General features: G+C 35.7%; 12 protein-coding genes and 4 pseudogenes. 6 read left to right on the top strand and 10 right to left on the bottom strand.

The features are described 5' to 3' along the window. Nucleotides 1-39: 39 nt before the first annotated feature. From WKT11_RS08640 to WKT11_RS08620, 5 genes and pseudogenes are all read right to left on the bottom strand, one after another. On the bottom strand, nucleotides 40-1,281 hold the full coding sequence (locus tag WKT11_RS08640; RefSeq protein ID WP_118247205.1) for a Shedu anti-phage system protein SduA domain-containing protein: 1,242 nt from the start codon (nucleotides 1,279-1,281) through the stop codon (nucleotides 40-42). Between the two features lie 64 nt (nucleotides 1,282-1,345). After that, a complete protein-coding gene (locus WKT11_RS08635) occupies nucleotides 1,346-2,830 on the bottom strand; it encodes a hypothetical protein (RefSeq protein ID WP_340283796.1) in 1,485 nt (494 codons plus the stop codon). Between the two features lie 29 nt (nucleotides 2,831-2,859). Beyond that, entirely contained in the window at nucleotides 2,860-3,429 is a 570-nt protein-coding gene (locus WKT11_RS08630) for a hypothetical protein (RefSeq protein WP_118247206.1), read from the bottom strand. 7 nt (nucleotides 3,430-3,436) lie between these two features. After that, entirely contained in the window at nucleotides 3,437-4,462 is a 1,026-nt protein-coding gene (locus WKT11_RS08625) for a hypothetical protein (RefSeq protein ID WP_118247207.1), read from the bottom strand. 49 nt (nucleotides 4,463-4,511) lie between these two features. Beyond that, a pseudogene (locus tag WKT11_RS08620) lies at nucleotides 4,512-4,763 on the bottom strand (hypothetical protein); the annotation flags it as partial. An 86-nt stretch (nucleotides 4,764-4,849) separates the two neighbouring features. Here WKT11_RS08620 and WKT11_RS08615 point away from each other — a divergent pair. From WKT11_RS08615 to WKT11_RS08600, 4 genes and pseudogenes are all read left to right on the top strand, one after another. Next, nucleotides 4,850-5,104, top strand: a complete 255-nt coding sequence (locus tag WKT11_RS08615) for a transposase (protein WP_243098823.1) — start codon at nucleotides 4,850-4,852, stop codon at nucleotides 5,102-5,104. Continuing rightward, nucleotides 5,097-5,423: an IS3 family transposase gene (locus WKT11_RS08610; RefSeq protein ID WP_243098824.1), complete on the top strand. Its 327-nt coding sequence runs from the start codon at nucleotides 5,097-5,099 to the stop codon at nucleotides 5,421-5,423. Before WKT11_RS08615 ends, WKT11_RS08610 begins: the two co-directional genes overlap by 8 nt. Further along, complete coding sequence (locus WKT11_RS08605) at nucleotides 5,420-6,031, top strand: IS3 family transposase (RefSeq protein WP_340283791.1); 612 nt, start codon at nucleotides 5,420-5,422, stop codon at nucleotides 6,029-6,031. The genes WKT11_RS08610 and WKT11_RS08605 overlap by 4 nt, the downstream gene beginning before the upstream one ends. 38 nt (nucleotides 6,032-6,069) lie before the next feature. Next, nucleotides 6,070-6,756: pseudogene (locus WKT11_RS08600) on the top strand (tetratricopeptide repeat protein); the annotation flags it as partial. A 37-nt stretch (nucleotides 6,757-6,793) separates the two neighbouring features. Here WKT11_RS08600 and WKT11_RS08595 read toward each other — a convergent pair. The 5 genes from WKT11_RS08595 to WKT11_RS08575 all read right to left on the bottom strand — a co-directional run bounded on the left by WKT11_RS08595 (nucleotide 6,794) and on the right by WKT11_RS08575 (nucleotide 11,350). Further along, a complete protein-coding gene (locus tag WKT11_RS08595; protein WP_005362311.1) occupies nucleotides 6,794-7,666 on the bottom strand; it encodes an ATP-binding cassette domain-containing protein in 873 nt (290 codons plus the stop codon). Nucleotides 7,667-7,669: 3 nt separating this feature from the next. Next, complete coding sequence (locus WKT11_RS08590; RefSeq protein WP_227194783.1) at nucleotides 7,670-8,326, bottom strand: transporter; 657 nt, start codon at nucleotides 8,324-8,326, stop codon at nucleotides 7,670-7,672. Beyond that, entirely contained in the window at nucleotides 8,323-9,393 is a 1,071-nt protein-coding gene (locus WKT11_RS08585) for an ABC transporter permease subunit (RefSeq protein WP_009265790.1), read from the bottom strand. Before WKT11_RS08585 ends, WKT11_RS08590 begins: the two co-directional genes overlap by 4 nt. Before the next feature lie 116 nt (nucleotides 9,394-9,509). After that, nucleotides 9,510-10,688 (bottom strand): sensor histidine kinase, encoded by a 1,179-nt coding sequence (locus tag WKT11_RS08580; RefSeq protein WP_118247208.1) that lies wholly within the window; start codon nucleotides 10,686-10,688, stop codon nucleotides 9,510-9,512. Then, nucleotides 10,676-11,350, bottom strand: a complete 675-nt coding sequence (locus tag WKT11_RS08575) for a response regulator transcription factor (RefSeq protein WP_118247209.1) — start codon at nucleotides 11,348-11,350, stop codon at nucleotides 10,676-10,678. Before WKT11_RS08575 ends, WKT11_RS08580 begins: the two co-directional genes overlap by 13 nt. A 284-nt stretch (nucleotides 11,351-11,634) precedes the next feature. On the opposite strand from WKT11_RS08575, the pseudogene WKT11_RS08570 reads away from it, so the two are divergent. Both WKT11_RS08570 and WKT11_RS08565 read left to right on the top strand, forming a co-directional pair. Beyond that, nucleotides 11,635-12,256 (top strand): annotated as a pseudogene (locus WKT11_RS08570) (replication initiator protein A). Next, nucleotides 12,237-12,896, top strand: a pseudogene (locus WKT11_RS08565) (MobQ family relaxase); the annotation flags it as partial. The pseudogenes WKT11_RS08570 and WKT11_RS08565, both read left to right, overlap by 20 nt. Between the last annotated feature and the right edge of the window lie 62 nt (nucleotides 12,897-12,958).

The raw sequence follows: 12,958 nt of genomic DNA, 5'->3' as shown, positions 1-12,958 counted from the left end.
TAAAATAAGTTTGGGCATCTGTCCTTCTTACAGTACCTCTTATTGATAAAATTGTGAAACAACTGTATCTATCAAGTCATCATAAGTAACAATTTCCACATCTGTATAATCAGCCTTAATTTCTACCCATTCATCACATTCAAAATCATTTCTTCGTCCTACTACTAAATATCTTTTTGGTTTGTATACTTTAAATCCGTATTTCTCCTCAAACCACTTTCTGTTATTAGGATCCTCAAAATAACTTCTATATACTCTTGTCTGTGCAATGTATGAATTAATTTCTGCACTGAATTGTTCACGATTATTCCGTCCAACCACAGTATTTCCCTTAACTTTTGGTAATTTGAACTCTACAATATCCGCATATCCATTTGCTCTCACAACAAAAAAATCTGGAATAATTTCGTCTTTTTCCTCACTCTGCCAATCACACTTAACTTGAGAATGTACTCCTGTTCCCATAAATCCCATATTTAGAATAAAATGATTTTCTCGTTGTGCTAAAAAGGAAGTAATATTCGGTTCGGAATTCTCAGAGTCACCAAACAACTCAATAAACCTATTAATTTTCGGTAACTTATCATATTTAAAATCCGCTGGTTCAGGATACTGATAAAAGAGATCTGCCTGCCATAATCTGTCATATACTTCCAAACTAAATCCTATTTCATCCACTTCCCCTTCTGTTGGCTCGTTGTAATGACAAGGGATAAAATCAATCCATTTAATAATTCTAGTTTTTAAATCATCATCCTTTGCATCAAAAAACATTCCATTAATTAATCTCACAAAATGACCCTCAACAATATCCAATCCTTGTGAATTAAAACTTACCATGCTATTTTGTGCAGCAAAATTCCATTTCAAATCAACCAACTTATCTAAACCAGCATTTGTCGGAATCATTAAGTCTTCATATATATCAGAATGTAATGGAAATGAAATTTTGCTTGTCCCATCAAAGGTAAACCCAATAATCTTTTCAATAACCTGCTTTGAAGTTAAATCTTCTTTTGTGAAATCACGCACTACAATCATTCTTTCCGACTTTTCCACGATATCTTTTACATATGGATTACCACAATACTCTATGGCTATAAATGTTTTACTAAAATAAACTGCCATACTTTCAGGATTGAGAATAAAACAATTCACATCCTTATAATCAATATTGTTATCTTTAATATACTTGTACATTCTTCCCCAATAAACTTGAGAAATTGCTGTTAGCACTTCTGAAACTAATTCTCCATAACACTCAATATTATTATCAGACATAATAACCTCCGCAATATTCAAATCAATATATGTCCTATTTTACCATAGCATCAAAAGAATTTCATTATACCTCCAGTTCCTGTTCCATCCTCTTTGCTATTTTCATAAAATAATCCCTGTCCTCAATAAAATGCATATCTCCAACCGCATCGCAATCATTCAAGACATGTAAAACACTTGTAACCTGAGCATTGCTGTTCTGATTATCTACCAATGTTTTTACTACCTTCACAAATTTTTCCTTATCATTCTTATATGTAGCAAGCATCATCTCCAAGTCTTCTATGGTCATGATATAACATCTGTTGTCATCAACAAATATCTCTGGTATCGAAGACATCACTATTTGTGTATTGGTCATACTCTCATACAACAGAAAAATTTTAATAACCGGCTTTTGTCCTGAGTATTCCTTTTCAGACATTTTAAGTTGTTCATGTGCTTCTAAAATATTTCTTTTGTAAAATGTATCAATCTGTTGAACATCTGGTGCCTGCTGCTTTGCCTTTATTCCAAGCAGTCCTGATTTCAATTCAAACAAGAATACCGCATCCTCAAATTCTACAAAGAAATCCGCACTCTTTTTATCTTGCTCTGGAATTTTGCACCACACATCCTCTGACATATAATTCTCAGCCAGTTCCATAAAATATTCTTCGAACATTGTTCCAAAAGCATTAATAAACCCGGTTCCCTTACCATTCTTATAATAATAATCCCGAATTAACCAATATAAACCATCCGCAAAGAGCATCTGTACCAAATACATACTGACCATAATCGGCTCTTTGTTCTTTTGAGTAATCACAAAAGGTTTGCTATAAAACAATTGTTTCTGTATTGGAGACTTCCTTACATCATCATATGTAACAGAATAATAATAAATAATTTTCTCCAAATTCTCTTTAGTGAGTATGCTGTTTGCCCCGTGATTATATAAATCATCCTCTGCCCCTAACGGATCGGGACGCTCACTACATAGCCACAACAAATAAAGTACATTGGTCAGAAACTCGTCTGCACTCATACCAAACAATTCTTCTGTAATTTCATTTATATCTACAATCTCATCCCTGCTAATTTTACTTGAGCCAAGCAAAATATGATAATTACGGCTAAAGCTCTGGTATGTCCAAGCCAAATTCTGATACTTAAACTGTTCATATGTCATACCCATCATAAACTTAAATATATCCGGCAATTTTGCATCTTTGATATATTCGCTATTGGAATGTTCATTCTCATATCCTCTATACAAATTTACCACCGTACCAGCTTTTTCTCTTTCCATGATTTCTTTTCTGTAATCATTTGCATTAACAATTGAGACATACGCCATGTCTTGAATATCCCACGCCGACAACATCACCTGCACCTGCCGATGTATAAATCCATGCAAGATAGCATTCAACGGAAATGTGATACTACACCTTAATTCACCTTCTGACTTATTTTGCTGTTTCTTATATAGTTCGATTGATATTTCTGAGAAAAAATAGATAAAATCTCTTGTCGCATAATTCTTAATAAAACTCACGAAATCTTTCAACCAGCATCCACCTTTCCTTTGCTCATAAGCTATTGAATCTTTCCCCAAACTCTCTCATTAAGATATATTTTTTCTTCTTCCATACAGATAACATTCCACTTTAACAAGTTTGCAATATTTTTGTCTATTCTCTCCATGACAAATTCTTCTAATTGACCATCGTCCTTCATTTTATTAATTTCTGCTTTCACTTGTTCAACAGTAAATCCTATCTCATAAGCATTTCGTCTATGAAGAACCGATACTATTACTGCACAATTAAAATCTAATTCCTTTTTTGTAATAGCTCCTACACAAAAAATAGAAATAATTACTAATTGTACATATTGAAAAAAGGCTTCCGGTTTATTCAAAGATGCCACAAAATCTGCAAGTGCAATTAATACGCTTCTTAAATCCAACCTAATGTTTCCCATTTTGTATGAAGATGACTCTTTTCCAAGAAAAATCATCTCTCTCTTTGAATTATCTGGAATAATTTCTAAGTAATTATCCATTATCATTTTTCCAAATTCAGGATTTAAACCTTGCTCTATTGAAAAGTTCTCTAAACATTCTCTTATTTCACAATCCAATTGTCTGGCTTCCGTTCTGTTCATCTCTTCTCTACCTCCGTTCTCTTTCTTCTGTTCGAATAATCTTAGCCAATTTTCCTCTCTCTTTTTTCAGAATTAACTGTGTACGATATTCGTCATATGCATCCAAAAATCCACTGTATAAATGATTTCCATCCACTGTGTCAAAATCATACTTATCATCATTGGCAATAGCAAACAAATGACTTATCCTATCTTTGGGAAGAGGATGTGTATCCGTTGTTATCCTTTTATTATACAGCACCCTGTCTGTGTAATAAAACAAATCAAAAAACTGCATGTACATAACTGGTGCAAGATAAGTATAGTCTTCTATAATTCTTTTCTGCTCTTCCAGCCTGCTTTGGTCAATAATAATCTTTAAAACAATATCATATGCCACTGCATCTGCTTCAAATTCTTCCTTCCGTCTGTCTGAGAATTTTCTTCCTATACTAGCAAAATATGAATGTGCAACTTCATGTGCCAAACTAAATATGACCACTGTCCAATAGCATGATGATGCCAGATTCATAATCTGTGCATCCCCCTGCATAATCTGTAACAATGCTTCATTTGATTTCTCATTCGGAATATCACCCAATATACTCACATCATTCATTATAAATAAAAGATACAAAAAACAATTTCCATATATCTCTGGGTCATCAAATTCTTTCGACCATTTTAAAATCACTAGGAAAAAGGACATCACGGATGATTCAAATAATTCATCAATATGTACAAACTGTTCTCTTCCCTCATCCAAGAAAATATAGCTGTTCACAGAGTGCTGATAACGGTTGCTTAGTTCTATTCCCTTACCATGATAACCATATTCCTTTTCAAGATAATCTTTTACAATCTGAAACATCTGATTAAGGTTATACTTCTGACTATTCTCTCGCAACTGCTCTTCTGTTAATCCGGATTCCTGATAATATCTCATCATCCTCTCAATTCCTTTTTCTTCATCCTTAACAGACTCGCCCCCAAAGCGTAGAATTTCATAATCATCTGGCGGTAAAAAGAATTTTGCTCTAATATCTTCTGACATATGTCTTACCCTCCGTTATAAATATCGGCCTCTTTCAAGTATATATTTATCATAGCACAGCTCTTTTATTTCGCCAATTATCTAGCATAATTTGTTCATTCTGAAAACGGTATGCATCCTCAAAAGTTACAGCACCATTAATTCTTTTTACTTCATCCGTACACTTTGCCTGTAGCTTCTTTAATGCTTCTTCATCCACTCCATGACTATATGCAATCACATGGGACAGCTTTGAGGTTTCCACCGCCAGCTTATACATTGCACGAGCCATTCGGTTCTCGCTATCTGGTGTGGTGCTAGAATATAAATAGTACAAGTCAAAATGAGAATCCCTAATTACAAATTTTATGGTACTATGTAGTTACCGCACTGAAGGAGGACCTCATTATGGCAAAGCACTATGACAAACAATTTAAATTGAATGCAATCCGGTATTATCATGATCACAGAGAATTAGGATTGCAGGGTTGTGCTTCAAACTTAGGAATCAGTCATCAGACACTGTCTCGCTGGCAGAAAGAACTGCGTGATACCAGAGACATTGAGAGCCGTGGTTCTGGCAACTATGCTTCTGATGAAGCAAAGGAAATTGCACGTTTAAAGCGTGAACTACGTGATGCGCAGGATGCACTTGATGTATAAAAAAAGCCATCAACATTCTGGGAAAATGACGGAAGCCATTTACCTCGAAGTTACTGAGAAGGCAGAAGCAGCCCACAAGGCTAAACGCCGTGTTTCTGTCTCCGGAATGTTGAAAATACTTGGCGTTTCACGTTCTGGCTATCGCGCATGGCTGAAACATGTTCCTTCCAATGCTGAAAAGCGTCGGGAATCAGTAAAAGCCAAAATCAAGGATATTTACGATAAATCTAAACAGAATTACGGTGCTCCCAAAATCACACAAGTGTTACGCGCAAAACAGGAGAAACTATTTCCGAGCGTACTGTTGGGCAGTACATGAAACAAATGGGCATTAAGGCTCAGTGGGTAAAGCCGTGGACAATCACCACAAGAGACTCCGATTTCAGTAGCAAACTTCAAAACATCCTTGATGAACAATTTAATCCAGAACGGCCAAATGCAGTTTGGTGTTCAGACATTACCTATATCTGGACGATAGATGGCTTCGTCTATTTGACCAGTATTATGGATTTATATTCCAGGAAAATCATTGCCTGGACATTGTCAAATACATTGGAAGTGTCCTGCGTGATTGAAACAATAAACAAAGCCAAGGCAAAACGAAAAATTGAAGAACCATTGATTATGCATTCCGATCGCGGCGTACAGTATGTTTCAAAGGAATACAAACGTGTCACTGCAAACATGCAGTGCAGTTATTCTAAAAAGGCTTATCCATGGGATAATGCCTGCATTGAATCATTTCATTCACTGATCAAGCGTGAATGGCTGAATCGCTTCAAAATCCGCGACTATAATCATGTATATAGATTGGTATTCGAATACCTGGAGGCATTCTATAACACCAAGCGAATCCATAGTCATTGCGATTACATGTCACCAAATGACTCCGAAGAACTATACCGTAGATTGCAACAGAACGAATAGCCAATGGCAAGTTAAGATGGGGAAAACCTCATTTTAACTTTCCATACATGGATAACTATAACTACTACAAAGGTATGAATGGAATCATTCAGGAACTGACGGGGCTGTTAAAGACAAAAAACATTGGAACCGACTCTGACCGGGCATTATTACTAGATTTTCAGGCAACTCTTGAAACCAAACCTGAAAAAGCAATAAAACTGGAAAAGGATGCACTTGCCCAGATAGAAAATATCACTGCCGACAATGCTCGCCTTGTTTCCAACCTTCATGCCAATCTCGGTGGACTTTACCGTATGAACGGTCATCCCGATCTTGCAAGAGAACACATGGAAAAAAGTATCTCACTGCTTGACCAATTTAACCTGCTTCATATAAATGACAGCATACCTCAGATTGCCAATTATGCAATGTTCCTGACAGAACAGCAGGAACCCGAAAGAGGCATCTCTGAATTGCAAAAATTATCCGGCATCATCAAGGAATACCATTCCGATGACTGTCTGGATTATGCCAAAGTACAGGAAACCCTTGGAACCATTTATCTGATGACTGCCAATCTTCCGCAAGCCAAAACACATTTTAAAAGAGCTTTCAAAATATATGAAAAGATCTGGGCTGATGAACCAGAAATGATTGAAGCAAAATATCAGGAAATTCAGGAGTTATATCCACAGATTGGATTTTGCATTGGAAAAAATCTATCCGGTCTTTTAACAAAATAAGCATAATTTACGGCGGGCAACTTGCCCGCCGTTATATTCAGCTATTCGTCAAATAAATATATGCATCTTCCAAAGTGATATCATTATCTAGGACACAATTCTCATTTGGCTTTCCTTTGCTTAATACTTTCATATGAATTCCATTTTCTACATACTGCTTAGATGATATAGAATAATTGGCTTCTAACAAACGGGCTTCTTCTGCATTTTGTACCGTACAATTCCAAACACAGCCCTTTGCATTTTCCAGCAATCCACTCACGCTTCCGGAATATAAAAAACTTCCTTTTTTCATAATGGCAAGCTGTGTACAGGTTGCTGCTAAATCTTCTACTACATGAGTGGAAAACAGCACCGTTCTATCCTTTGAAAAATCAACCAGAAGATTGCGGATCCTGATTCTTTCTTCCGGATCTAACCCAGTTGTTGGTTCGTCAATAATCAAAAAATCCGGATTATTAAGAAGTGCCTGTATGAGTCCGACACGTCTCTTCATACCACCAGATAATTGTCGCATTTTTTTATTCTGATGCTCTGTAAGAGAAGTCTTTTCCAGATAATAGGTAATTCTTTGTTCGAGGTCATTTCTGGATACTCCTGACAGTCCCCCCATATATACAAGACATTCTTTCACCGTAAGATTCGGATATAAGTCGATTTCCTGTGGAAGATAACCAATCTTTTTCTGTATTTTCTCATAATTTCCCTCGTTATACAGAATTCCATCAAGGGAAACCATTCCTTCCGTTTGTTTTAAAACAGTTGTAAGAACCCTCATCAAAGTGGTTTTTCCAGCACCATTCTCACCCAAAAGTCCGTAAATTCCCTTAGGTATTTCAAGAGATGCCTTATTTACTGCAACTACACCATTTTTAAATCTAACTGTTAAATCATTTATTCTAATACTCATAATCTATCCTCTTTTCTTTAAAGCCATTGGTAATACTGCAAATAAAAACAGCCCCGCTATAAAAGACACAAGCGTTCCATAAATCCAACTCTCGGACATTAATTGAGTAGGTTCACAAAAGCTGAAAGAAAACAATCCCAGATTTCCGAAAAATGAACTTCCCGCTTTTGATATAAGTCCAATGACAATTCCAAATAAACATCCAATACCTGCCCACATATTTCGAAGCAATGTACACAAAATCACAGTGCATATGCTCCAAAACCAGATAGTTCCAAACATTGCAATGAAATATAAAAGAAATATCTGAATACCCGAAATGCCTTCGTTTACACTGCCCGGTTTTTGCCAGAAAAACAAAACATATCCAACACAGGAAAGTATTAATAAATATAATATTTGAACGCACACTCTCTGTGATATTACTTTTAACTGCTTTTTTTGATCATACAAATGAAATACATCGGCACGCTTACTTTTTACTTCCATCAAATATGTGTCACTACAAAAAATAATTGTTAAAAATGCTATTGGAGACTGAATCGCTGAACCGATTTCTTCATAGTATATAATCGGATGAATAGCACACAATATCAGTATAAATGCACATGAATAAAAAATCTTATATAACGACAGGCAGTTTTTTAGTTCCGTTTTCAATGAACCCTCCTCCTTTTCCAGATTGTAACAGAAATACATACTAATATAACTGATGAAATTACAAGAATAATCTGATTTATGTTTGACATTTTGGCTACATGTGTTTCAAAAAATCTGCCAGGGAATCGCACCATAATAGAGAACGGTCTCATATAATAAATATCATTCTTCATGGTCAGCATATTTGAATATATAATGTGTAAAAACAAGATTGGTGCTGCCGGAAGCGGATTTTTAAATATTAATGCTGTAATTGTATAGACACAACATATCATCAAAAGATTCGGAACAATATAGATCAGAGAATTCACGCAAAAATCAATTGGTGTTACTGGAAAGCCCGATTCTAAAGACGTTTTCAAACACAGCATAAAGAATATAACATTCAAAATCACTAATACTCCCAGCATACTAATGAATCCGCTTATTACTTTCCCACATATATATTGGATTGCCGTAACAGGCTTTGTATGTAATAATTCATAGGTACTTTTTCGTGTATCCTGAATAAATAAAAATGATAGCAAGACTGTTGCAAAAAAGGCCATATGCAATCCTGCAAAATCCGTAAATTTTTTGGCAAAGTACCAGGAAAAAGAATGTTCGGATAATTTCCGCTCGATATAATGATTGATTTCTTCTGCTGTCCCCTTATGAATTTCAAGGTCCTCATAAGCATATATTGCATTATAATAGCCATATTGGGATTCCAAAAACTCAGAAGCAGTCTTTACATCCATATTCTGAATTTCTTTCATTACATGATCTGCTTCCTGCCTGCTAAATCCAAAACCATTTTTGGAGGTGTCCATTAACGTCTCTTTGATCGTATCTTCCCACTCCCTTCTTCTTTCTTTATCATCAGATGTGGGAATGTACCCATCCATGACATCAGCATCTTCCAATGCTACGTCATTTTGTGTGATCTGTTCATTCTGTTTGATATAATGAATTTGCAAATACGATGACAGACATTGATACATACTGGCAACTATAATAATCAAGCCAATCCACAAAACAGGGTTCTTTAAATAATCAAGTATACTTCTTTTTATGATTGTTTTCATTGTATCTCTTCCTTTCTTTATTTCTTTAACAACATCATACAAATCAATTCTCAATAAATTCACAATAAAAAAGACTAAAACCACTTTATTTGTGATTTCAGCCTTATAAAGTATTTTTATTCAGCTTTGAAAAGAGCTTCTACATGAGCACCGCCTTGTCTGGCATTATATATTTTCAAATTTCCTCCATGCTTTTCACAGAAAATACGAGAAATATACATACCAAGGCCAAAATGCTTTAAATCATCTTGTGGATTCTTATGATAAAATGGTTCTGTTACTTTTTCCTCAGTATCCACAAATCCTATTCCATCATCTTCAACAGAAATTATAAGAAAACCATCCTTTTTCTTTATCTGCAAAACAATACTTTTTTGTGCATATCGAACCGCATTTTCCAGTAAGTTGTCTGCCACTTCCATGACAAGTTCCTCATCCACTTTCACAATGTTTTGTTCCTGCACTCTTTCTACCTTACATAATTTACTTTCCTTCTTGGACAGCATGGCAGCTTCTGCCTCAATCTTTTTTGCCAGTTCCGATAATTCTATCTCTGAGCATTGCAGTTCCCTCTGTTCTAAATGGGACATTTTTCTCATGTTTTCCGTGAAATGCTCTATACGGTCAATCTGATACATGCCTGTTTGTAAGATATCAATAACATCCTCTGTTTTTATACTCTCAGCAGAAACAAACTCTAAGAGCATTTCCTGATACCCACGCAATATGGAAAGTGGAGAACGTATATCATGTGCAATTGCATTCCGCAAAGCCTTCTCGTCATCAATCATTCGCCACATCTTTCTATTGTTATCTGCTAAAGCACTTCGCATCATTTCAAATTCTTTACACAAAGTTCCCATCTCATCTTTATTTTCATAGGACACATGAAAATCCAGTTCATTATCTGCAATCATTTGTGAGGCATCTTTTAGTTCCTGTAGAGGTGTCTTTAACTTATTTTTATAAAAAAAGAATACCGCAGCAACACTCCCAACAATCGAAAAAATAAGTACCGAATATGTTTCCATAAAGTCACACATTTCCGAAAAATGATAGTCCAAACGATTCATCTGCGATTGATTAGGTCTTGATATCTCAATCTCGTATTTCTTTCCATATTGCTGAAACACGTCCGTATAATCTGCATAATCAATATATTTTTCCCATATTTTATTCTGCATATTTCTTGCAAAATGAACTGTAAATCCAGATAACAGAAATGCTGCCGTTAAGCTAATCACAAAATAAAGCAGAATTGTTTTTTTCAGTGACAAGTTTCTTATTTTTTCCATCGGTATCCAATCCCCCATACAGTTTCTATGTATTCTTTTTCTGAATAATCCGCTATTTTTTTCCTTATACGCCGTACTAATTCCGTTATCGTTCTACTGTCCCCTTCCGCATCATATCCACAGACTTGTGCATATATACGTTCTTTATCAAACACCTGCCCTGGATGCATGGATAAGAATTCAATAATCTGATATTCAATTTTTGTGAACTCTATCCTGTGTCCAGCTATAGCTACTATTTTTTCAGAATAATCAATCAGCATTTCATCCATGAAACGGTATTCCGTTTTTTGTTGATGCCTTTCTTCTCTCTTTATGTTTGTGACAATCCTTGCTTCCAACTCCCGAAGACTAAATGGTTTCGTAATATAATCATCCCCACCCGAAAGCAACCCATTAATTTTATCATCTTCATCAACTCTTGCTGTTAGAAACAAAATCGGACATAACACTTTACTGCGTATCAGACGACATACTTCAATCCCATCCATACGTGGCATGTTGATATCCAATAAAATAATATCCGGTTTCATTTTTATTTTATTTAATGCTTCCATTCCATCTGTAGCCGTAATGGTTTCATATTGTTTCATATTAAAATAACTACAAAGCATTTTCACCAATTCTTTATCATCATCGACAACTAAAATCTTGTAGTTCATCCAAACCACCTCCAGTATCCATATTATACGATAAAAAACAATGAAATCACAACAAGAGTACATGAAGAACGTACGCATAATATATCTTTTTTCTCAATTCCTGCTCAATTTCCACTCAATGTCTTTTACCTCCGATTTTCGTATGCTTATCTCACAGCAAAGCAGTACCACACCGGTATGACCTGCTGAATCAATCAATACGAAAACGGAGGTATTTTTTATGCGAGAACTCAGAAACACAAAAATCATTGCTGTAGATGTACCTGAAAAGGAGGGGATAAACCATGCAGAACAATATCCGCAACACAAACCTGCCATCTTATATGATGTTTCCCCGTTTCCTTCTGGACATGGAAATAAACGAAACTGCCAAAATGCTTTATATTATCCTGCTCGACCGGGCAAGGCTTTCCCAGAAAAATGAGGGCTGGTCAGATACAGATGGTCATGTGTTCATTTACTTTACGATTGAAGCGCTGGCAGAAGTTCTCCACAAAAGCCAGATGACGGTTAAAACTGCTCTGGCAGTACTGGAAAACAGGAACTTATCTTCCGAAAACGGCAGGGACCCGGACAACCCAATCGGATTTATGTAAAACTTCCAAAAGAAACCATCCACTATACAGACAGATTTCTTTCCCTAAGACAGACAGAAAACTGTCTGGTAATAAGAAAGAGATAAAAAAGAACAATTTAGCAATAAGAGGGAGTAAGGAGCCACTCTCACCCTATGGAAAATTTCAAAATGTTTTTCTGTCAGAGAAAGAGCTGGAAGATATACAGCAGACAATCCCTGACTGGAAGGATTATATTGAACGCTTATCCGGTTATATGGCTTCTACCGGAAAGCAATATCAGAACCACGCAGCTACCATCATCAGTTGGGCAAAAAGAAGTAATTCATGATTGGATGAATCATTTTAATCCAATACTGAATAAATACAACACCGTTAAAAAGAAACTCAAAGCTAAAGTTACGGAACGGAAAAAACTGAATGTGCAAAAGGATAAAACCAGTATTTTGAATCCCATCCAGCATATAAAATTGAATCAGCAGCTTACAACCGTTACCGAAGAAATTGAAGAACTGAAATCAAGGAAAGAGCAGCTAATCTTCCAGGCACAATGCTCTACTGATAAAGATATGATAAATCTATCCAAGAAATATGACCAGATGAATAACAATCTTGATATTCTTGATTCTCAGGACATCTCCCTTAAAAAACAGCTCGAAAAAGACGCCGCTGCTTTCCGGGAAGAAAAATTTCGTCCTGATCCAGAACAATACACAGAATTGCTGGACACCAGAATCCAGATACGTCCTGATTTTCAGGATAAGCTGATAGAGCAACTCAAAGGTACTTTCGGTAAATATTATGACTATCACCGTCGTGATATTGCAGCCAATGAGGTGGATTATCTCAATGTAGAAGATCCTGATGTCTTCTCCCATCGTGCATGGGAACTGGAATATCAGAGGAAACGGGAAATACGGCGAAATCAGCCTGCTCGGACTAAGAAAAAATCATATGATATAGAATTGTAACCGTCTTTGAATAGATAATATGTTCTTACAAATCTCTTGTTCAAAAATGAGTTTTTTCAAAA

The organism is Blautia sp. HCN-1074 (assembly GCF_037890165.1).
Classification (GTDB): domain Bacteria; phylum Bacillota; class Clostridia; order Lachnospirales; family Lachnospiraceae; genus Blautia_A.
Note: the sequence above shows the minus strand (reverse complement) of the source record. Positions and strands in the feature narration are given on the sequence as shown.